This window comes from Parasphingopyxis sp. (assembly GCF_052168275.1).
In the GTDB taxonomy this organism is placed as follows: domain Bacteria; phylum Pseudomonadota; class Alphaproteobacteria; order Sphingomonadales; family Sphingomonadaceae; genus Parasphingopyxis.
Genome location: NZ_JBQLZM010000075.1, coordinates 1 through 17,951 on the forward strand (window position 1 = coordinate 1; position 17,951 = coordinate 17,951).

26 protein-coding genes and 1 other RNA gene are annotated in these 17,951 nt (G+C 63.2%); 15 read left to right on the top strand and 12 right to left on the bottom strand.

Annotation, left to right across the window (positions count from 1 at the left end; all coding sequences use genetic code 11):
- Positions 1 to 92 precede the first annotated feature (92 nt).
- Positions 93 to 1,049: an RluA family pseudouridine synthase gene (locus tag ACTS1X_RS06645; protein ID WP_442613600.1), complete on the bottom strand. Its 957-nt coding sequence runs from the start codon at positions 1,047 to 1,049 to the stop codon at positions 93 to 95.
- Between the two features lie 23 nt (positions 1,050 to 1,072).
- Between ACTS1X_RS06645 and ACTS1X_RS06650 the strand changes: the two genes are divergently transcribed.
- The 11 genes from ACTS1X_RS06650 to ACTS1X_RS06700 all read left to right on the top strand — a co-directional run bounded on the left by ACTS1X_RS06650 (position 1,073) and on the right by ACTS1X_RS06700 (position 9,922).
- Positions 1,073 to 1,480, top strand: a complete 408-nt coding sequence (locus ACTS1X_RS06650; protein WP_442613601.1) for a Mov34/MPN/PAD-1 family protein — start codon at positions 1,073 to 1,075, stop codon at positions 1,478 to 1,480.
- A 37-nt stretch (positions 1,481 to 1,517) separates the two neighbouring features.
- Positions 1,518 to 2,147 (top strand): histidine phosphotransferase family protein, encoded by a 630-nt coding sequence (locus ACTS1X_RS06655; RefSeq protein ID WP_442613602.1) that lies wholly within the window; start codon positions 1,518 to 1,520, stop codon positions 2,145 to 2,147.
- A 72-nt stretch (positions 2,148 to 2,219) separates the two neighbouring features.
- Positions 2,220 to 4,562 (top strand): chemotaxis protein CheA, encoded by a 2,343-nt coding sequence (locus ACTS1X_RS06660; protein ID WP_442613603.1) that lies wholly within the window; start codon positions 2,220 to 2,222, stop codon positions 4,560 to 4,562.
- 5 nt (positions 4,563 to 4,567) lie between these two features.
- Positions 4,568 to 5,002 carry a chemotaxis protein CheW gene (locus ACTS1X_RS06665; protein WP_442613604.1) on the top strand — a complete coding sequence of 145 codons (435 nt, stop codon included), beginning with the start codon at positions 4,568 to 4,570 and terminating at the stop codon, positions 5,000 to 5,002.
- Between the two features lie 101 nt (positions 5,003 to 5,103).
- The gene (locus ACTS1X_RS06670; protein ID WP_442613605.1) at positions 5,104 to 5,490 is read left to right on the top strand and encodes a response regulator; all 387 of its coding nucleotides are present in this window, start codon (positions 5,104 to 5,106) and stop codon (positions 5,488 to 5,490) included.
- Positions 5,491 to 5,494: 4 nt separating this feature from the next.
- The gene (cheB, locus tag ACTS1X_RS06675; protein WP_442613650.1) at positions 5,495 to 6,571 is read left to right on the top strand and encodes a chemotaxis-specific protein-glutamate methyltransferase CheB; all 1,077 of its coding nucleotides are present in this window, start codon (positions 5,495 to 5,497) and stop codon (positions 6,569 to 6,571) included.
- Positions 6,572 to 6,582: 11 nt separating this feature from the next.
- Positions 6,583 to 7,404 carry a CheR family methyltransferase gene (locus tag ACTS1X_RS06680; protein WP_442613606.1) on the top strand — a complete coding sequence of 274 codons (822 nt, stop codon included), beginning with the start codon at positions 6,583 to 6,585 and terminating at the stop codon, positions 7,402 to 7,404.
- 92 nt (positions 7,405 to 7,496) lie between these two features.
- A complete protein-coding gene (locus tag ACTS1X_RS06685) occupies positions 7,497 to 8,189 on the top strand; it encodes an N-acetylmuramoyl-L-alanine amidase (protein WP_442613607.1) in 693 nt (230 codons plus the stop codon).
- 6 nt (positions 8,190 to 8,195) lie between these two features.
- Positions 8,196 to 8,563: RNase P RNA component class A (rnpB, locus tag ACTS1X_RS06690), an RNA gene on the top strand.
- Between the two features lie 100 nt (positions 8,564 to 8,663).
- Entirely contained in the window at positions 8,664 to 9,269 is a 606-nt protein-coding gene (locus tag ACTS1X_RS06695) for a Yip1 family protein (protein WP_442613608.1), read from the top strand.
- 116 nt (positions 9,270 to 9,385) lie between these two features.
- On the top strand, positions 9,386 to 9,922 hold the full coding sequence (locus ACTS1X_RS06700; protein ID WP_442613609.1) for a DnaJ domain-containing protein: 537 nt from the start codon (positions 9,386 to 9,388) through the stop codon (positions 9,920 to 9,922).
- A 298-nt stretch (positions 9,923 to 10,220) separates the two neighbouring features.
- Here the strand turns inward: ACTS1X_RS06700 and ACTS1X_RS06705 are convergent, their stop codons facing one another.
- From ACTS1X_RS06705 to ACTS1X_RS06750, 10 genes are all read right to left on the bottom strand, one after another.
- Entirely contained in the window at positions 10,221 to 10,643 is a 423-nt protein-coding gene (locus ACTS1X_RS06705; RefSeq protein ID WP_442613610.1) for a SufE family protein, read from the bottom strand.
- A 118-nt stretch (positions 10,644 to 10,761) separates the two neighbouring features.
- On the bottom strand, positions 10,762 to 11,004 hold the full coding sequence (locus ACTS1X_RS06710; RefSeq protein ID WP_442613611.1) for a hypothetical protein: 243 nt from the start codon (positions 11,002 to 11,004) through the stop codon (positions 10,762 to 10,764).
- 36 nt (positions 11,005 to 11,040) lie between these two features.
- Positions 11,041 to 11,304 carry a hypothetical protein gene (locus tag ACTS1X_RS06715; protein WP_442613612.1) on the bottom strand — a complete coding sequence of 88 codons (264 nt, stop codon included), beginning with the start codon at positions 11,302 to 11,304 and terminating at the stop codon, positions 11,041 to 11,043.
- A gap of 28 nt (positions 11,305 to 11,332) precedes the next feature.
- Positions 11,333 to 11,602 carry a hypothetical protein gene (locus ACTS1X_RS06720; protein WP_442613613.1) on the bottom strand — a complete coding sequence of 90 codons (270 nt, stop codon included), beginning with the start codon at positions 11,600 to 11,602 and terminating at the stop codon, positions 11,333 to 11,335.
- A gap of 12 nt (positions 11,603 to 11,614) precedes the next feature.
- Entirely contained in the window at positions 11,615 to 11,941 is a 327-nt protein-coding gene (locus tag ACTS1X_RS06725) for a hypothetical protein (protein ID WP_442613614.1), read from the bottom strand.
- Between the two features lie 11 nt (positions 11,942 to 11,952).
- Positions 11,953 to 12,255 carry a hypothetical protein gene (locus ACTS1X_RS06730; protein ID WP_442613615.1) on the bottom strand — a complete coding sequence of 101 codons (303 nt, stop codon included), beginning with the start codon at positions 12,253 to 12,255 and terminating at the stop codon, positions 11,953 to 11,955.
- A 47-nt stretch (positions 12,256 to 12,302) separates the two neighbouring features.
- Positions 12,303 to 12,680 (bottom strand): envelope stress response membrane protein PspC, encoded by a 378-nt coding sequence (gene pspC / locus ACTS1X_RS06735; RefSeq protein ID WP_442613616.1) that lies wholly within the window; start codon positions 12,678 to 12,680, stop codon positions 12,303 to 12,305.
- Between the two features lie 25 nt (positions 12,681 to 12,705).
- A complete protein-coding gene (gene pspB, locus ACTS1X_RS06740) occupies positions 12,706 to 13,029 on the bottom strand; it encodes an envelope stress response membrane protein PspB (RefSeq protein ID WP_442613617.1) in 324 nt (107 codons plus the stop codon).
- 3 nt (positions 13,030 to 13,032) lie between these two features.
- Complete coding sequence (pspA, locus tag ACTS1X_RS06745) at positions 13,033 to 13,716, bottom strand: phage shock protein PspA (RefSeq protein WP_442613618.1); 684 nt, start codon at positions 13,714 to 13,716, stop codon at positions 13,033 to 13,035.
- An 80-nt stretch (positions 13,717 to 13,796) separates the two neighbouring features.
- Positions 13,797 to 13,973, bottom strand: coding sequence for a hypothetical protein (locus ACTS1X_RS06750; protein WP_442613619.1), 177 nt, complete (start codon positions 13,971 to 13,973; stop codon positions 13,797 to 13,799).
- 198 nt (positions 13,974 to 14,171) lie between these two features.
- On the opposite strand from ACTS1X_RS06750, the gene pspF reads away from it, so the two are divergent.
- From pspF to ACTS1X_RS06770, 4 genes are all read left to right on the top strand, one after another.
- On the top strand, positions 14,172 to 15,185 hold the full coding sequence (gene pspF, locus ACTS1X_RS06755; RefSeq protein WP_442613620.1) for a phage shock protein operon transcriptional activator: 1,014 nt from the start codon (positions 14,172 to 14,174) through the stop codon (positions 15,183 to 15,185).
- A 54-nt stretch (positions 15,186 to 15,239) separates the two neighbouring features.
- Complete coding sequence (locus ACTS1X_RS06760; RefSeq protein ID WP_442613621.1) at positions 15,240 to 15,806, top strand: tetratricopeptide repeat protein; 567 nt, start codon at positions 15,240 to 15,242, stop codon at positions 15,804 to 15,806.
- A 130-nt stretch (positions 15,807 to 15,936) separates the two neighbouring features.
- Positions 15,937 to 16,500 (top strand): tetratricopeptide repeat protein, encoded by a 564-nt coding sequence (locus ACTS1X_RS06765; RefSeq protein WP_442613622.1) that lies wholly within the window; start codon positions 15,937 to 15,939, stop codon positions 16,498 to 16,500.
- 173 nt (positions 16,501 to 16,673) lie between these two features.
- On the top strand, positions 16,674 to 17,291 hold the full coding sequence (locus ACTS1X_RS06770) for a superoxide dismutase (protein ID WP_442613623.1): 618 nt from the start codon (positions 16,674 to 16,676) through the stop codon (positions 17,289 to 17,291).
- A gap of 37 nt (positions 17,292 to 17,328) precedes the next feature.
- On the opposite strand, the gene ACTS1X_RS06775 is transcribed toward ACTS1X_RS06770, so the two are convergent.
- Positions 17,329 to 17,949: a septation protein A gene (locus tag ACTS1X_RS06775; RefSeq protein ID WP_442613624.1), complete on the bottom strand. Its 621-nt coding sequence runs from the start codon at positions 17,947 to 17,949 to the stop codon at positions 17,329 to 17,331.
- Between the last annotated feature and the right edge of the window lie 2 nt (positions 17,950 to 17,951).

Genomic DNA, 17,951 nt, shown 5'->3' on the forward strand with positions numbered 1-17,951 from the left:
CGCCGGAATTGTCGCAACGGCTTTGGCCATTTCGTTCCTGTGCTCCTTGAACCTTGGTTATCCCGGAATACCCCCGGAAATCCTTACATTATCTATACGTTTAATGCCCTGAATAGTTCCTGTATGTCGACAGGGAGATCGCTTTCAAAGGCTAAAGCTTCGCTTGTGACCGGGTGCGTGAACCCAAGGCGTTTAGCATGCAGCGCCTGGCGCTTGAAATCCAGTCTTTTCAGTATGTCCTTTAGGGCAGGTCGCGGCTTTCCATAGACCGGATCGCCGACCAGCGGATGGCCGATATGCGCCATATGGACCCGGATCTGGTGGGTTCGGCCCGTTTCGAGCCGGCATTCGATCAGGGTCGCATCGTTGAGCGCCCGAAGCCGGCGATAGTGCGTGACCGCATGCTTGCCCTTCGGCGGTTCGACGACCGCCATTTTCTGGCGGTTGTGCGACGACCGGGCGAGGTTGGTCTCGATCTTATCCTCAGATTTATTCACAACTTTATTCACTATCGCATTGTAAACCCGGTCGATGCTGTGCGCGGCGAACTGTTTCGCCAGCCCTTCATGCGCCTTGTCGGTCTTGGCGGCGACGATCAGGCCCGACGTGTCCTTGTCGATCCGGTGGACGATGCCGGGCCGCGCGACGCCGCCGATCCCGGACAAATTGCCTGCGCAATGGTGGAGCAGCGCATTGACCAGGGTGCCGTCGGCATTGCCGGCCGCCGGATGGACGACGAGGCCCGCCGGCTTGTCGATGACGATCAGATGCTCGTCCTCGAACACGATATCGAGCGGAATATTCTGCGCTCTGGCTTCCGCTGGCTCGGGCGCGGGCACGGAAACCGTGTAGTTCTGCCCCGATTCGACCGCGCTGCGGGGATCGCGGATTTCGGCGCCGTCGGTCGTGCGGACATGGCCCGATGCGATCAGCTTCTTGAGCCGCTCGCGCGAAAACTGGGGCAGGGCCGCGGCCAGGGCCCGGTCCAGGCGCCAGCCATCGGCTTCAACCGAAATCCGCGCTTCCAATGTCGACAAGGCCCCCGTCATTGCCTACCGATCTGGGGGTGAGCGTGACGATTTCAAGAGCCGCGAAACGCGGAATCCTGCGCCATTGCAGCGAAAATCCCGATATCGAGGCGTGCGGCCTGCTTTTCGGCTCGGAAACCATGATAGTGCGCGCCGTTCCCGCCGACAACGTCGCCGAAAACCCGGAGAATAGCTTCGAGATCGACCCGGCGGCGCTGTTCGCCGCGATCCGGGGGGAACGGGAGGGCGGCGACCGGCTGATCGGCCATTATCATTCGCATCCATCGGGCCCGGCCGAACCCTCGGCGCGGGACGCCGTAATGGCGCTCGACGCCGGCCGCCTGTGGCTCATCGTCGCCGGGGGCGAAATGGGCCTCTGGCGCGCCGCCGCGCCTGGCCGGCTCGCGCCTGTGGAGCTAGCCCTTGCAAGCCCTGCGTCCAGCCGACATTAGGGGCTGCGCAGAGGCAGAAAACGGGAATCCCGAGACGATGGACAGCAAGAGCGTTGAATTTGCGAGCCTTTTGGCGTCGCGCCTGTGCCACGATCTTCTGAGCCCGATCGGCGCGCTCAACAACGGCATCGAGCTGCTGGCCGACGAGCACGACCCGGAAATGCGCGAGCGCTGCATGGAATTGCTGGCCGAAAGCGCGAAAACCTCGGCGACCAAGCTCAAATTCTTCCGGCTGGCGTTCGGCGCAGCGGGCGGCTTCGACGACGAGATCGACAGCCGCGAGGCGAAAACGGCGATCGAGGGCCTGGTGGGAACCCAGGGCCGGGTCGAGCTCGAATGGATGGTCGAACAGACTTCGATGTCCAAGGCGAAGATCAAGATCCTGCTCAATCTGGCGCTGATCGCCGCCGATGCGCTGGTGCGCGGCGGGGCGCTGCTGGTCGGCGCGGAAGGCGGGGAGATCGTCGTTCGGGCCGAGGGCGAGCGGATCGTACTCGATCCCGAACTCAAGACCGCGCTGCTCGGCAAGACCGATGCCGAAGCGCTCACCCCGCGCGCCGCGGCGGCGTGGCTCGTCCATGTCCTGGTCCGCGAGGGCGGCGGCGAGGTGCAGGTGTCCGAACCGGAGGACAATGTCCTGCTGTTCGGCGTGACGTTCGCCGACTGAGCCGCCGGGTAAACGACATCTTAACCAACAGGGCGCATCAGGGCAGTCGAGCGACTTTCCTGGATGGGCCGAATGGACGATCTTCTCGCAGAATTCATTGCCGAAACGCGCGAAATGCTGGGCACGATTTCCGGCGAGATCGTCGCCTGGGAAACCGATCCCACCGACCGGCAGCGGCTCGACGCGGTGTTCCGCTTCGTCCACACCGTCAAGGGCAGCTGCGGCTTTCTCGATCTGACGCATCTCCAGCGGGTCAGCCATGAGGCCGAGAACGCGCTGTCCGACCTGCGGGACGGCAAGCGGCAGCCGAACCCCCGACTGGTCAGCGCGATCCTCGCCATTATCGACCGGATCGGCGAGATGGTCGACGCGCTCGAACGCGGCGAGGAGATAGACGAGGCCATCGACGAACCCCTGATCGCGGCGCTCAATGCCGCCGATGACGGGGAAGAAACGATCGCGATCCCCCACCCGTCGACGACCGAACTGCGCAATCCGGCGCGCAGCATCCGCGTTCCGCTCGAACTGCTCGACCGGCTGATGGGCGGCGTGTCCGATCTCGTCCTCGCCCGCAACGAACTCTCGCGCCAGCTGCGCCGCTCCCTTGGCGACGATCAGGTCGAGACCGCTTTCGAGCGGATGTCGGTCTGCGTCGCGGAGATGCGCGATGCGATCACCTGGGCGCGGATGCAGCGGATCGAAAGCCTGTTCGCGGCGCTGCCCCGGCTGGTGCGCGACCTCTCGGCCGAACTGGGCAAGTCGGTCCAGCTCGAAATCGACGGCGCCGATGTCGAACTCGATCGCGAGATGATCGAGATGCTGCGCGACCCGCTGACCCATATCGTGCGCAACGCGCTCGATCATGGCATCGAAACGCCCGACCAGCGAACCGAAGCCGGCAAACCGCGAGACGGCGTGCTGCGCATCGGCGCGCGCCAGTCGGGCAATCAGATCCAGATCCGTGTCGCCGACGACGGACGCGGCATCGATCCCCAGAAACTGCGAGCGCGGGCGATCGAATCCAGGAGCGTCGCCTCCGATACCGCAAACGGAATGAGCGAGGCCGAACTGCTCGACCTCGTGTTCCAGCCCGGCGTGTCGACCGCGGATACGGTCAGCACCGTTTCGGGCCGGGGCGTCGGCATGGATATCGTGCGCTCGAATGTCGAGCGGATCGGCGGGACGATCCATGTCGAGAGCCATGTCGGCCAGGGTACGACGCTGTCGCTTCTGGTTCCGCTGACCCTGACCATCATTCCGGCCCTCATCTTCGGCGTCGGCGGCGGCCGCTATGCCATTCCGCGCGCGAGCATCGAGGAGATCGTGTCGCTCGACAAGGAACGCGCCCGGCTCGAACGGGTCGGCGGCACCGAGATCGCCAAGGTGCGCGGGAGGCGGCTGCCGGTGGTGCGGGTCGCCGCGATGTTCGGCGCCGAGGGCACCGCCGACGATCCCTCCGAAACCGCCGATGCGCGCCATCTGGTCATCGTTCGTTCCAGCCGGCGCGAACGGTTCGCGGTCATGGTGTCCGCGGTGTTCGACCATGAAGAACTCGTGGTGAAGCCGGCTCCGCCCTGTATCATGGGATCGGGAATCTATGCCGGGACGGCTCTGCCCGACAACGGCCTCCCGCTGCTGCTGCTCGACATAGCGGGGCTGGCTTCGGCCGCCGGATTGCGGCTGTCGCTGGCCGACTATTCGGACGAAGAGGCCGGGGACGCGCAGCGCAAGACTGCCAGCCCCGATGCCCTGATGTTCATCGATCTCGACGGAAAACGCCGGGCGGTCCGCATGGGTCTCGTCGAACGGATCATCGACACCGATGTCGATGCGATCGCCGAGCGCGCCGGCCTGTTGCGGCTCGTGAAGGATGGCGAGACGATCCCCGTCGTCGCCAGCGCGCCGCTGCCCGAAACCGGTATCGTCCGTCTGCTGCGTCTCAGCGACGGGAGCCGGGCCATCACCTATGCGATCACCAGCGGGACCGCCGATGTCGCTCCGCTGCCCGAAGAATTCGAACCGGCCGCGCGCCCCGGGCGGGTTGCCGGTGTCGCGGTTCATGAAGGCGAGGCCGTCGAGCTGCTCGACGCGCATTTCCTCTTTTCCGAATTCTCCGCAGGACCGGCGCCCCGAACCGGCAAGCCGCGATGCCTGGTCGTCGGCGGCGACGATCTGTGGCGGCATGAACTGCTCGCGCCGCTGATCGAGCTGGCGGGTTATGAAGTTACGTTCGACGAAAACGAAGACGCGGCATTGGTGATCGATGCGAGCGACGCGGATGCGGTTGCGCGCGACGATCGCGACAATGTCGTGCGGCTCACCGCCGATCCGTCGCCTGGCGAAGGCAGGCTGTACCGCTATGACCGCACGGGGATTGTCGACGCATTGCATGCACGCCTGAAGGCGAGGGGGTAGACGCCATGGAACAACTCTATCTGATCGCCGAGGCCGGGGGCGTGAATTTCGCGATCGAGGCCGATGCCGTCGAATCGGTCGTGACCGCGTCCGACGTCATTCCCGTGCCCCTTGCCGAACCCAGAGTGGCAGGCGTGGCGGCGCTCCGCAGCAAGGTGATTACGGTGATCGACACGATGGCGGTGATCGACGATCGCCCGGCGTCGGTGGAGAAGGGGCGATCGCTCGTCGTCGTCAAGGTTGACGATTTTCTCTACGGGCTGGCCGTCGATACCGTGCATGACGTGCGCGAATGTTCGGCCCGGCCCGAACGTCTTGGCGCGGCGTTCGAGCCCGGCTGGCGCCGGATATCGGCCGGCGTGATCGAAATCGACGATCATGCGATCGCCGTCGTCGATCCGGCGGCGCTCGTTCTCCCGCAGGAAGCCGACGCGGCATGACATTTTGACGACGGGACAATCCGTTAACGTCAAAGTTACCGCGACGCCGTACTGTCCGGAATATTAGCAACTCCGTGCGGGTATTGGCTGGGAGTGTTCGTGTGAAGAAATGTCTTGTTGTCGATGATTCGAAGGTCATTCGGAAAGTCGCCTGTCATATGCTGCAAACGTTGGATTTCACGGTCGAAGAGGCCGGTGACGGCAGCGAAGCGCTGGACAGCGTCAAGCGGGAGGTGCCCGATGTCGTCCTGCTCGACTGGAACATGCCCGTCATGGACGGCATGCAATTTCTCAACGCGCTCGGCGATCTCGGCCTCGACAACCCGCCCAAGGTGATTTTCTGCACGACCGAAAACGATATCGACCATATCCGGGAGGCCATGGACGCGGGGGCCGACGAATATATCATGAAGCCGTTCGATCGCGAGACGCTGCAGAGCAAGCTCGAACTCGTCCAGATTGGTACGGGCTGTGGCCAGTCGGCCTGACGGAATAGCGCCAGCCCCCCGCGGGGCGAAAAACCTCCGCAACGTCCTCGTAGTAGACGATTCGGCGGTGGCGCGATTGATCGTCCAACGGGTGATCAACGAGACCGAACAATTCGCCGTTGCCGCCCATGCCGGAACTGCCGAGGAAGCGCTGGAAAAATTGCGCACGACGTCCGTCGATCTGGTCATCCTCGATATCGAAATGCCGGGCATGGACGGCATCGAGGCCATTCCGCACATCATCCGGAGCAGCTTCGACGCGCCCATTCTCGTCGTCTCTTCGCACTGCCGCGAGGATGCGGAATCGTCGGTCCGGGCGATGGCCATGGGCGCGAGCGACATCATCCTGAAGCCCGACCGCAGGGAACAGACCGAACAGTTCGCGGCTGCGCTGCGCGAGAAGATGATCCGCCTGACCGAGCGCGAGGTGATGCCGGCGGTGCCCGAAGAAGTGCCCGCGGCTGCTCAGCCGGCCGCCGATGCGCCGGTGCAACGGCCGATCAAATGTCTCGCGATCGGGGCGTCGACCGGCGGTATCCACGCCCTGTCGACCTTCTTTTCCGCGCTGCCGCGCGATCTCGACATGCCGATCCTCGTCACCCAGCATCTGCCTGCCGACTTCATGGTCTATTTCGCCCAGCAGCTGCGGGCGATCTCGGGCCGCAAGGCCACGCCGGCGCGGGACGGCCAGCGGGTCTCGCCATCGGAAATTCTCGTCGCGCCCGGCGATGCGCATTTGACCGTCGTTCGCAGCGACGAACATGTCCGGATCAGTTTCGACCGGAATCCCGCGCCCAACGGCTTTTGCCCGTCGGTCGATCCGATGCTCGCGAGCGTCGCGCGCGCCTATGGAGCGGACGCAGTCGGCGTCGTCCTGACGGGCATGGGACGCGACGGGGCTCTCGGTGCAGCGGAGCTGGCCGAGGCGGGCGGCGAATTGCTCGTTCAGGACAGTGACAGTTCCGTGATCTGGGGCATGCCGGGAGCGGTGGCGCGGCAAGGCATTGCGAGCGTCATCGCACCGCCCGGGGATCTCGCTGCCCATGTCGCGCGGCGGGGAAGGGCGTTCGGATGCAGCTGAGTCCTGCCGCCATGCGTGTCCTGTCGTCGCTGCTGGAAGCACGCACCGGCCAGCGCCTGTCCGAAGGACGGCATTGGCGTATCGAGATGGCGCTCACGCCGCTCCTGAAGTCGCACGGAATTGCGAGCGGCGAGGAACTGGCTGCCCGGCTCAGCCGATCGGATGGCGGATCGCTTTGCGGCGAGACGGTCGACGCGTTGCTCAACAACGAGACCTATTTCTTCCGCGACAGCGACGCGTTTTCGCATCTGCCCAAGGTTATCCAGGCGATCGCCGCCTACCGAGAAGACCGGCGCAGCCTCCGCATCTGGAGCGCGGGCTGTTCGACCGGCCAGGAAATCTATTCGCTTGCGATGCAGTTCCGCGAGAATGCGGCACGCTGGCAGGACTGGTCGATCGACCTGCTCGGCACCGACATTTCGCGAAAAGCGATCGCGAAGGCGCGCGCCGGCAATTACAGCCAGTTCGAGATTCAGCGCGGACTGCCGGCCCTGCACATGCTCCGCTGGTTCGACCAGCAGGGCGATCGCTGGCAGATCGACGACGAATTGCGCCAGATGGTGCGCTTCCGCCAGCACAACATTCTGGATGCGCCGCCGCCCGGCCGCTTCGACCTTGTGCTGTGCCGCAATGTGCTGCTCTATTTCCCGGCCGCCAATCGCAGCCTGGCGCTCGAGAATATCGCATCGGCGCTGGCGCCCGACGGCGCGTTGATGCTCGGCGCAGGCGAGACCGTTCTCGGCTATAGCGAGCGGTTCGAGATCCTGCCCGGCGTGCGCTCGCTCTACCGCCAGGCGCCTGCCGAGCCGGTGCGAAAACTGAGCGTCGGCTAGATATCGCCCTTGACGGCGCGCCGGAATTTGGGCGGTATCGGTTCGATGTCCGGTCGGTCGCCTTTATCAGTCGGTTTTCGGGAGCGGGTTGCGTGACGATCGTCGATACTCCTTCGCCCAATTTCAACGACCGCAAGCTGCCGGTCTCGATCCTCGTCATGCACTATACGGGCATGGTCGACGGCGCTTCGGCGATCCGCCGGCTGACCAGCTCAGAATCGGGCGTGTCGTCCCATTATGTCGTCAACGAGGACGGCACCGTTCTGCGTCTTGTCGACGAGGGGAAGCGCGCCTGGCACGCCGGAGCGTCCTACTGGCGCGGCATCACCGACGTGAACTCCGCCAGCATCGGGATCGAGATCGTCAATCCGGGGCATGAATTCGGCTATCGGCCGTTTCCGGGCGACCAGATCGCCGCCGTCGTCCGGCTGACCGACGAGATCCGCAAGCGCCACGATATTCCCCGCGCCAATGTCGTCGGCCATTCGGACGTCGCGCCGGCCCGCAGGCAGGATCCGGGCGAACTCTTCCCTTGGGACAAGCTCGCCCGGTTGAACCTGGCGCTGGCCCGGCCCGAAAATGCCACGACCGATCCCGGCTGGACCGATAGCGCGTTCCTGATCGCGCTCGAACGCTTCGGCTATGACATCGAGGACAAGATGGCCGCCGTCGTAGCGTTCCAGCGGCGGTTCCGCCCCGAACTGATCGACGGCACGATCGACGGCCAGTCCCGCGCCATTCTTTTCCAGCTGCTCTTGGAACGCGAACAGGGCGACGCTAGATAGGAGCGGCCAGAGGGCCGGGCGGCCGCGGGGCAGCGATGCCGCGAGGAAAGTCCGGGCTCCATGGACCCACGGTGCCGGATAATGCCCGGCGGGGGCGACCCCAGGGAAAGTGCCACAGAGAGCAGGTCACCCAAGGCTTCGGTCCGGTGAAAAGTGAAAGGGTGCGGTAAGAGCGCACCGCGCGCGCCGGCAACGGCCGCGGCACGGCAAACCCCACCGGGAGCAAGACCGAATAGGGACGGCATAGGGGCCTGGGTCCGGCCCGTCGTCCGGGTTGGTTGCTTGAGGGCGGGAGCGATCCCGTTCCTAGAGGAATGGCCGCACAGGCGGAGCGATCCGCCGGACAGAACCCGGCTTACAGGCCCTCTGGCAACCATCTTCCGTGATCTGGGACACAGGCGTACGATCGGCCATCTGCTTTACGAATCGAGCAATTTGGTTCACATGAACACGTAGAAAAATAGGGGAAGAGCTATGAGCCTGATCGACCGCGCAAAGAACATTCTTTTGTCGCCGAAAACGGAATGGACGAAAATCGAAACCGAAGGCGGCACAGTCGGCGGATTGTTCACCGGTTATGCGATGATCCTGGCGGCCCTGCCGGTCGTCGGCACGTTGATCGCGTTGGGGCTGTCAATCGGCCCCTATCGCTATTTCGGGGTGAGTTATTTCCTGGTCTCGGCGATCGCCGGCTATGTCATCGGTCTCGGCATCGTCTACCTGATGGGCATTATCGTCAACGCGCTGGCGCCCAGCTTCGATGGCACCAAGAACGATTTCGGCGCCATGAAGCTCGTCGTCTACTCGGCGACGCCGGGCTGGATCGCCGGCTTTTTCGGCTTCATTCCGGGCCTGAACGTGCTGCTGTCGCTGGCCGCATTCGGCTATTCGGCCTATCTGCTCTATCTCGGCAGCCAGACCGTGATGAAGGTGCCGGACAGCAAGGCCATCGGTTTCACGGCCGTCACGATCATCATCTGGATCATCGCCTCGTTCGTCGTGATGGGCGTGATCATCGGTATCCTCATATCCTCGCTGGTCGGCACGGCGGGGCTGATCGGCGCGGCGGCCTATAGCTGAACGATAGCTGATCACCGGGCGGAGCGACGGTCGCTCCGCCAGACGAATATCTGGGAAAGCGGGTCATGTCCGTTCGGCATGGCCCGCTCCCGATTCAGGAGCTAGAATAAAGCGATATGGCTGGCGCGAGACGATCCAACGACTGGGGCTTTCCCCGCTGGCGCGGCTATGATTCGTCGCGCGAGACGGTCGAAGTGCGCCTGTGCGACCGGCACGGGTGCGAGGAGCCGGGCGACCGGCCCGCGCCCAAGGCGCCGAACAGCCCCGAACGCTGGTATTTCTGCGAAAAGCACGCCGCCGAGTACAACCGCAACTATAATTATTTCGAAGGCCTGACCAAGGAACAGCGCAAGCAGCGCGAGCATGACGAGCAGCGCGACGCCAGCGGGTTCGGCCAGGCCTCGCATTATGGCTGGGGCGGCCCCGGGGACGGCACGCGCAGCGCCGACGAAATGCGCGCGCTGGAGATTTTCGAACTGGACAGCGATGCGGATATCGCCGCCGTCAAAAAGGCCTGGCGCAAGCTCGCCAAGGAAAACCATCCGGACGTGAAACCCGACGACGCCGAAGCCGCCAAGCGGTTTCGGGCGGGGCAGGCGGCCTGGGAGGTTTTGCGCGCCGCCGACGAGCGCCGGACCTGGAAAGGCGCCTGATCAAGACCGTCCGATCCGACTGGGAAAGCGCGATCCTCGTCTGCCGCAAATGCTCGAAACGCCTGGGCGGCGGGTTCGGGCCGAAGCGCAAGACGCGGCTCGCCAAGGCGCTGCGCAAGCATCTGGGCGGCAAGAAGGACCGCAAGGGCACTCTCGGCATCGTAGAAGTCAATTGCCTGTCGATCTGCCCGAAAAACGCGGTCACCGTGGTGCAATCCGGCGACCTGCTCAACTGGGTTCTGGTCAAGCCCGGCATGCCGATGGAGAAGGTCGCCGAGGCGCTGGGGATCGGTTCTCCTCAGGAATAGCGTTCGGCGGTTTCGCGGATCAGCGCGATCATGTTGGGGATCCCCTGGGTCCGGTTCGAACTGAGCTGGTTCTTCAAATCGAAGGCGGCGAGACCCTCCTCGATATCCGTTGCGAGGATTTCGTCGGCCGGCCGGTCCTGGACCGTCAGCAGGACGAGCGCGATGATTCCCTTGGTGATCGCCGCATTGCTGTCGGCCAGGAAATGCAGCCGGCCGTCGTCGGTTTGCGTCGGATAGACCCAGACAGCCGCCGAACAGCCGCGGACGAGCGTCGCATCGGTTTTCAGCGCGTCGGGCATGTCTTCGAGAGTCTGGCCGAGTTCGATCAGCAGCCGGTAGCGATCGTCGCTTTCGAGAAATTCATATTCCTCGCGGACATCGTCGAGAGAGGGAAGTTCGGTCATGCCCGCCATTTAGGGGCTGGCCGGCCGGTCGTCACCCCGGCAAGGATGCCGGGGCCTTTTCGGCGGGAGTTTCTGGCCGGGCCGAAAAGATTCCGCGGGGCTGGCGGAATGACGAAACGTGTTGATCCTAGAGCTCGATGCCGGCGGCGATCGCTTCCAGCTTGCGGACGCGTTCCTTGAGGTCGGCGACCTCGATCCGCGAGCCGGTGCTCGGTGCGGGCACGTCGGTGGACATCGCCGCCTTGTGCTGGAGCTCGAGCCGCTTGAGTTCCAGCCAGCCGCGCCATCCCCTGAGCGCCGCGTAGCTCGCGATTATCAGCCCGATCAATCCGGTGGCTGCCATCGCCAAGGTCGGTATCTGATCCTGCATGATTATACCTTTCTTTCCTGAACCTTCTTGTCGTTCTCAGCTGTGCGTTCTGTCGCGCAGAGCTTCGATTTCCTGTTCGAGCCGATTGCCCTTGTCCGTGGCGATCCGCTCGAGAACGGCGATCCGTTCCTTGAGCTGCTTGATTTCTTCGCGCATGCGTCCGGCGTCGGGATCGACGATCCGGCGCTGATTGCCGTCTTCGTCTTCGATGATGCCATGCTGCGCATTGTATCTGGAGCGGATGACGCCGGCGACGACGCAGATCAGGACGATCGCCACTACCATTTCGAACGGACCCATAATTACCTCCCTGAACCTTTCCCTGTATTTAGTTGAGCGGCTTATCCCGCAAATTTTCGATTTCGTCGGCGAGGCCCGTCGAACGGTCCGTCAGGATCCGCTCGAGCGTTGCGACCCGCTGTTCGAGGCGCTCGGTCTTCGCCGCATATTGCGCTGCCTTCTCGGCGGTCATCGCCATATTGGCCTCCGCTTCGGTCCGGCGAAGTTCGAACCATTTGCCGCCGAATATCCAGAAGGTGACGGCGCAGATCGGAAAGACGACCGTCATCAACAATATGCCCATCAATTCCATGTCCATGACGATCCCTTCCTATTCAGCCTTGTGCCGCAGCCGCTCGATCTCCTGATCGAGATTGTAGCCGCTGTCCGTGACGATCCGCTCGACATTGGTGAGCCGATCCTTCAGCCCGGCCAGTTCGTCCCGCAAGTGCGTGTTCTCCTGGCTGAGCAGCTTGATCTCGTCTTTCGTCTTGCGGTCGATCTGCGGATGGACGATTTCGCCCAGGCTGTTCTCGAGCGGATAGCCATGCTTGATCCGCATCCAGGTGGTGATGACCCAACCCACTACGCCGAGCGCCACGACCACCGCGATCATCGGCGCGATATCGGCGAGGAATTGTGCGCGTTCGGGATCCATTCTCAATTCTCCTACTTGGCCGCGTTGCGGAGATTTTCGATCTCGTCCGCGAGCCGTGTGCTGCCGTCCGTGGCGATCCGCTCGAGGACGGAAATCCGCTCTTCGAGCCGGACGATCTTGTCCTTCAGTTCGCCATTCTCGTTGGCGAGCAATTCGATTTTACGATCGCTTTCGGGGTTCTGGCGATGGGTCGATCCGCCCCATTCATTCTCCAGCGGATAACCGTGCTTGGCGCGAATGGCGGTTGTGATGATCCAGGCGAGGAAACTCATTCCCACGATCGCCAGGACAAAGACCGGACTTCCCCAATTCATCTGATATTTCCTCCCTGAACCTTATCCCTGAACCCTGCCCCCGAACCCTAGCGCAGCGCGTCGATTTCCTGGGCGAGGCGCGTGTTGCGGCTCGTTACCATCAGCTCGACATCGGCGAGCCGGCGATCGACATCGCGAAAGCGCGAGCGGATCTCGTTGACCGAGCGGCGCGGATTGGCGCGCGTGCCCTGCCAGAACTTTTCTTCCTCCTTGTCCTCGTAAAGGCCGAGCGGCTTCTTCGGAGCCAGCCAGGCGACGACGAAATAGACGAGGAACAGCGGCGGGAAGAAGAAGAGCGCGGTGACCACGAACCCGATCCGGGTCCAGAGCGTATCGATGCCGGTATAATCGGCGACGCCAGAGCATACCCCGAGAAACTTCGCATTCTGCTTGTCGAGATAGAATTTGGTGCGGCGGTCATGCATTGTCGGTCTCCTGTTCGTCTGTTCGTTACCGCCGGCGCTCGGCGCGGCTCATATCCTGCTCTGCGATCCGGTCTTCGATCCGCTCTCCGATCCGGTCGTCCAGGGGCGGCTCGTGACGCAGCGCGCGTTCGCGGGCCCATTCGGGATTGTCGGCGGCGATGATCCGTTCGATCGTATTCATCCGGTCGTCCAGTCGCCGGGCAGCGTCGTAAAGTTCATCCAGCAGATCTTCGTCTTCCCGCGTGATCGATCCTGCGCGCTTCCACTGGGTGGAGTAGTGGAGGATCAGCCAGGGAAGCCCGATGAAGAGCATCCCGACGACGCCGATGGGTACGAGGATGTCTTCCATGGGTTAGGCTTCCTTGCTTTCGGAGGGTTTCTTGCTGGCCTTCTTCATGGCCGCGAGCTCGGCTTCGACCTTGTCGCTCGTCTCAAGCTCGTTGATTTCCTCTTCGAGCGTCTTCGGCTGGCTGCCGAGCGCGAGCGCATCGGCGCGGCCCTCGGCCATGTCGACATGGCGTTCGAGCATTTCGAAGCGCGCAAAGGCGTCCTGGACGCGATCGCCATTGTAGAGGTCGCGCAGCTTGATCTGGTTTTCCGCGGTCTCGAGGCGGGCGGAAATGCTGTTCTGCCGGCTGCGGGCTTCGCGCAGCTTGCCCTGGAGCTTCGAGATGTCCTGCTCGTAGGCGTGGAGCGATTCGTCGAGGATCGCGATTTCGCCGTTCAGGCGATCGGCCATGTCGGCGGCCTTCTGCTTTTCGACGAGCGCCTGCTTGGCGAGATCCTCGCGGTCCTTCGACAGCGCGAGTTCGGCCTTTTCCTTCCAGCTTTCCTGGAGCTGTTCGAGTTTGGTGATCGACCGGCGCATTTCCTTCTGGTCGGCGATCGTCCGGGCAGCGGACGCGCGAACTTCCACCAGCGTTTCCTCCATTTCGAGGATGATCATACGGACCATCTTGGCCGGATCTTCGGCCTTGTCGAGAATGTCGGTGACATTGGCGGCAATGATGTCGCGTGTGCGGGAGAAAATTCCCATGATAGCTACTCCTATGTCCCTCGAACATTTTGGGGCCGGGGAGGGGGAGGGGCGGCCGCCTCCCCGGCTGACTCGGTGGCCTATGCGACGCGGCCGGTGACGATGATCACGTCGTCCTGATCGGCCTGCAGCTCGACCGGGTCGCCGGCGTTTCCGGCCTGGACCGGGCCGACCGTTCCAAGGACGCAGGCGCCGGTGACGGCGAGGGCGGCCATGGCGGCGGCGATGTTCTGGCTGATGTCTTTGATGCTGGTCATGTCTGGTCTCCTGAACCTTGGCCCCCAAACCGGGGTTTGAAACTGGTTTATCGTCTTTGTGACTGTTAACGCCCCATTCATAGCAGGGAGCGTGCCAGTTTTCGATTATTCAAGAAAAACAGGAGCTTGACGCGATTGCCCGTATATTTTATGCGGCGTATATTGCTATTTTTTGGGATTTTGCGCTAAAGAATGGCGATGGAACGCGAAGCCCAATTCGTCGGAGAGTCCGGCGCCTTTCTCGATGCGGTCGAGATGGCCAGCCGCGCGGCCGCGCTGGACCGCCCCGTCCTCGTAATCGGCGAGCGCGGGACGGGCAAGGAACTGATCGCCGAACGCCTGCACCGGCTGAGTCAGCGCTGGGAAGGCCCGCTGATCACGCTCAACTGCGCGGCGCTGCCCGAAACCCTGATCGAGGCCGAGCTGTTCGGTCATGAGGCAGGCGCCTTTACCGGTGCGACGCGCGCTCGCGCCGGCGCGTTCGAGGAGGCCGATGGCGGCACCCTGTTCCTCGACGAGCTGGCGACGCTTTCGGCGGCCGCGCAGGAGCGCCTGCTCCGGGCGGTCGAATATGGCGAAGTCAGCCGGATCGGATCGAACAGGCCGCTGCGCGTGGATGTCCGGATCGTCGCGGCGACCAACGAGAATCTGCCGGACCTGGTAGAGCGCAACCGGTTTCGCGCCGACCTGCTCGATCGGCTCTCCTTCGAGGTCGTCACGCTGCCTCCGCTCCGCGTCCGGGAAAGCGACATCCTGATCCTGGCCGACTATTTCGGCCGGCGCATGGCCGTCGAGCTGGACTGGCCGTCCTGGCCGGGTTTCGGCGACGAGGCTGTCACGGCGCTGATGGCCCATGACTGGCCCGGCAACGTGCGCGAACTCCGCAATGTCGTCGAACGCGCGGTTTACCGCTGGGAACGGTCCTCCGAACCGGTCGATGCGATCCAGCTCGATCCGTTCGATTCCCCCTGGCAGATACCGCCCGAGCCGGAACCGGACGAAAAAGCCGCCGCGGCACCGTCGCGCACCGCCGCTGAGCCCCGCAAAACCGTCGTCTCGGACTTCAAGGCGGCGGTCGAAGAATATGAGAAGGAGATATTGGAGGCGGCGCTCGAACGTGCCCGTTACAACCAGCGCCAGACCGCCAAGGCATTGGGATTGAGCTATGATCAGCTCCGCCACGCGCTCAAGCGCCACGACATGATCGGCTGATTCGCCAAAATCGGCCAAATGGCGTATATTCGATGCACGAAAGGGAGAAAGGCCATGCGTGGATTATCCGTCTTCGCGGCTATCGCCGTCGCCGGTTTCGCCGCCGGAACCGCCCCTGCCGCCATCAGCGTTGTCGGCAACAGCACAGCCCATGCCTGTTATCAGTCGGCGCTCAACGAACGGTCCCGGCCGAGCGATATCCGCGTCTGCACCGAGGCGATCGAGGATCGACTGATTACCGGGCGGGATCGCGTCGCGAGCCATGTCAATCGCGGCATCCTATACGTGCAGAACGGCGACTATGCGCGGGCCATCGCGGATTACGACCAGGCGATCGGGCTCGATAGCCGCGAGCCGGAGGCCTATCTCAACAAAGGGCTGGCGCTTCTGCACCAGCGCGAGAACCCGTCCGAGATCGTCGCGCTGCTGACCGCCGCCATCGAATATGGCACGCGCGAGCCGGCCCTGGCCTATTATGGCCGCGGCGTGGCGCACGAGATGAACGGCGATATTTCGTCCGCCTATTACGATATCCGGCGGGCCACAGACATCGATCCGGAATGGGATGTGCCGGCTCGCGATCTGGCGCGGTTCCGCGTTGTCGGCGGACAGGGTGGATAGAGCCGGCCTTTGCGCCCTGTCGTTCGTCGTGCCCAATCGGCCGTTCGGCGAATAATAAAACCAAAGCGTCCCGTTTTTTGTGCGGATATGTCGGTTTTCTGCATAATGGCGGCACCTACAGGAGGATGCCATGCATATGATGCTCAAACTCGCAGCCAGTGCGCTTGCCGTAACGACCGTGGCCGGTACGGCCAACGGCGCGGTCCTGGTCAGCGGAAACAGTTCTGCCGAATCCTGCTACACGGCGGCGGCGCGGCAATCGGATTCGCGCGGCGATCTGAGGCCCTGCGATTTCGCGCTCCAGGAAGAAGCGCTGACCCATCGGGACCGGATCGCGACCCATGTGAACCGGGGTATCATCCAGTTCCATCGCGGGCAGTATAACCTTGCCCTGTCCGATTTCGACCGGGCTCTCCAGATGGATCCCGAACAGCCCGAGGCCATGCTGAACAAGGCGATCACGCTTATGCGCCGCGACGAGCGCGGCCAGGAGGCTCTGCCTTATTTCACCCGCGCGCTCGAACTGGGCACCGAGCAGCCGGCGGTGGCGCATTACGGCCGGGGCCTCGCCCATCATCTCAACGGCGACCTGACCGCGGCCTATCACGATATCCTGACGGCGAGCGAACTGGCGCCCGAATGGGATGCGCCGCGCAACGACCTGTCGAACTTCATCGTCGAACCGAACAGCTAGACGCGCGCTCGATTTTCGCCGGACAACGGGCCGGCCGCCTTCTCGCGAGGCGGCCGGCTCTTTTCGTCCGGTATCGCGAAACGCCGCCAGGAATTCTCTTCGCCCGCCTATGGATACCCTTGAAGACCCTGTGCGTTACCGTCATGTAAGACCGACCAGCAGGAGACTTTCCCATGCCTTTCGAACTGCCAGACCTTCCCTATGCGAAGGACGCTTTCGGCGATCTGATTTCCGCGAAGACTTTCGATTTCCATCACGGCAAGCACCACCAAGCCTATGTGAACAAGACGAGCGACGCGATCGAGGGCGGAGAGTTGGCGGACGCCAAGCTGTCGGAGGTCATTCTCGCCGCCAAGGAGAAGGGCGATCAGGGGCTGTTTAACAATTCGGCCCAAGTATGGAACCACAGCTTCTACTGGAAGTGCCTGAGCCCCGAGAAACAGAATCCGTCGGGCGCGCTCGCCGCCCATATCGAGGACTGTTTCGGATCGAAGTCCGACATGCTCGAGGCCTTCAAGGAAGAGGCGACCGGCCATTTCGCCAGCGGCTGGGCTTGGCTCGTCCTCAACGGCGACAAGCTCGAGATCACCTCGCTTCACGATGCCGACACCCCGGTTGCGCATGAAGGGATGAAGCCGCTCCTCACGATCGATGTGTGGGAACATGCCTATTATCTGGACTACCAGAATGATCGCGGCGCCTATGTCGATGCGCTGCTCGACCATGTGAACTGGGAATTCGTCGCCCGGAACATGGACGGTAACGGCGTGAGCCGCGCCGACCAGGGCTGAGCCTTACCTGTTGGTAGCGAACCGCCTGCCCGAGGCCCTATTCATGGGCTTCGGGCATCGGCGGCTCGTCCGCCTTGTCGAGATTGAGGCCGTTCTTCAGCAGCATCGGCACATTGGCGAACGCGAAGATCAGCGTGAGCGGTATTGCGCCCCATAATTTGAATCCGACCCAGAAATCGGTGCTGAAATTGCGCCACACGGCCTCGTTGAGCACCGCCATGGCGACGAAGAAGACCGCCCAGTTGCGCGACAGCAGGTCCCAGCCCCGGTCGCTCAACCCCGGATAGGCGCTGCCCAGCAGGGCCTTCAGCGTCGGCCGTTTCGTCAGCAGCCCGAAAAACAGGATCAGGGCGATGAAGACGTAATAAATGGTCGGCTTGATCTTGATGAAGGTCTCGTCGCGCAGGAACAGCGTGACGCCGCCGAAGATGAGTACCATCACGCCGGAGAACAGCAGCATCGGCGAAATCTTGCCGACCTTCGCCCAGGATATGACGAGGGCGATCATCATCGCAGCCATGAAGGCGCCCGTCGCATAGAATATTCCGAGCGGTGGCGGCGCGAGATAGTTGACGGCGAAGAATATCAGCACCGGCCCGAAATCGAGCGCCATGCGCATTCCGGACGACAGTTCCGTCTTGGTTTCGGCTTCGCTCATAC

What these genes read in the sequence shown, in the direction of transcription:
- ACTS1X_RS06645 (WP_442613600.1), bottom strand. Translation starts at nt 1,049, where the DNA reads ATGACGGGGGCCTTGTCGACATTGGAAGCGCGGATTTCGGTTGAAGCC.
- ACTS1X_RS06655 (WP_442613602.1), top strand. Translation starts at nt 1,518, where the DNA reads ATGGACAGCAAGAGCGTTGAATTTGCGAGCCTTTTGGCGTCGCGCCTG.
- ACTS1X_RS06660 (WP_442613603.1), top strand. Translation starts at nt 2,220, where the DNA reads ATGGACGATCTTCTCGCAGAATTCATTGCCGAAACGCGCGAAATGCTG.
- ACTS1X_RS06665 (WP_442613604.1), top strand. Translation starts at nt 4,568, where the DNA reads ATGGAACAACTCTATCTGATCGCCGAGGCCGGGGGCGTGAATTTCGCG.
- ACTS1X_RS06680 (WP_442613606.1), top strand. Translation starts at nt 6,583, where the DNA reads ATGCGTGTCCTGTCGTCGCTGCTGGAAGCACGCACCGGCCAGCGCCTG.
- ACTS1X_RS06695 (WP_442613608.1), top strand. Translation starts at nt 8,664, where the DNA reads ATGAGCCTGATCGACCGCGCAAAGAACATTCTTTTGTCGCCGAAAACG.
- ACTS1X_RS06700 (WP_442613609.1), top strand. Translation starts at nt 9,386, where the DNA reads ATGGCTGGCGCGAGACGATCCAACGACTGGGGCTTTCCCCGCTGGCGC.
- ACTS1X_RS06705 (WP_442613610.1), bottom strand. Translation starts at nt 10,643, where the DNA reads ATGGCGGGCATGACCGAACTTCCCTCTCTCGACGATGTCCGCGAGGAA.
- ACTS1X_RS06710 (WP_442613611.1), bottom strand. Translation starts at nt 11,004, where the DNA reads ATGCAGGATCAGATACCGACCTTGGCGATGGCAGCCACCGGATTGATC.
- ACTS1X_RS06715 (WP_442613612.1), bottom strand. Translation starts at nt 11,304, where the DNA reads ATGGGTCCGTTCGAAATGGTAGTGGCGATCGTCCTGATCTGCGTCGTC.
- ACTS1X_RS06720 (WP_442613613.1), bottom strand. Translation starts at nt 11,602, where the DNA reads ATGGACATGGAATTGATGGGCATATTGTTGATGACGGTCGTCTTTCCG.
- ACTS1X_RS06725 (WP_442613614.1), bottom strand. Translation starts at nt 11,941, where the DNA reads ATGGATCCCGAACGCGCACAATTCCTCGCCGATATCGCGCCGATGATC.
- ACTS1X_RS06730 (WP_442613615.1), bottom strand. Translation starts at nt 12,255, where the DNA reads ATGAATTGGGGAAGTCCGGTCTTTGTCCTGGCGATCGTGGGAATGAGT.
- pspC (WP_442613616.1), bottom strand. Translation starts at nt 12,680, where the DNA reads ATGCATGACCGCCGCACCAAATTCTATCTCGACAAGCAGAATGCGAAG.
- pspB (WP_442613617.1), bottom strand. Translation starts at nt 13,029, where the DNA reads ATGGAAGACATCCTCGTACCCATCGGCGTCGTCGGGATGCTCTTCATC.
- pspA (WP_442613618.1), bottom strand. Translation starts at nt 13,716, where the DNA reads ATGGGAATTTTCTCCCGCACACGCGACATCATTGCCGCCAATGTCACC.
- ACTS1X_RS06750 (WP_442613619.1), bottom strand. Translation starts at nt 13,973, where the DNA reads ATGACCAGCATCAAAGACATCAGCCAGAACATCGCCGCCGCCATGGCC.
- pspF (WP_442613620.1), top strand. Translation starts at nt 14,172, where the DNA reads ATGGAACGCGAAGCCCAATTCGTCGGAGAGTCCGGCGCCTTTCTCGAT.
- ACTS1X_RS06760 (WP_442613621.1), top strand. Translation starts at nt 15,240, where the DNA reads ATGCGTGGATTATCCGTCTTCGCGGCTATCGCCGTCGCCGGTTTCGCC.
- ACTS1X_RS06765 (WP_442613622.1), top strand. Translation starts at nt 15,937, where the DNA reads ATGCATATGATGCTCAAACTCGCAGCCAGTGCGCTTGCCGTAACGACC.
- ACTS1X_RS06770 (WP_442613623.1), top strand. Translation starts at nt 16,674, where the DNA reads ATGCCTTTCGAACTGCCAGACCTTCCCTATGCGAAGGACGCTTTCGGC.
- ACTS1X_RS06775 (WP_442613624.1), bottom strand. Translation starts at nt 17,949, where the DNA reads ATGAGCGAAGCCGAAACCAAGACGGAACTGTCGTCCGGAATGCGCATG.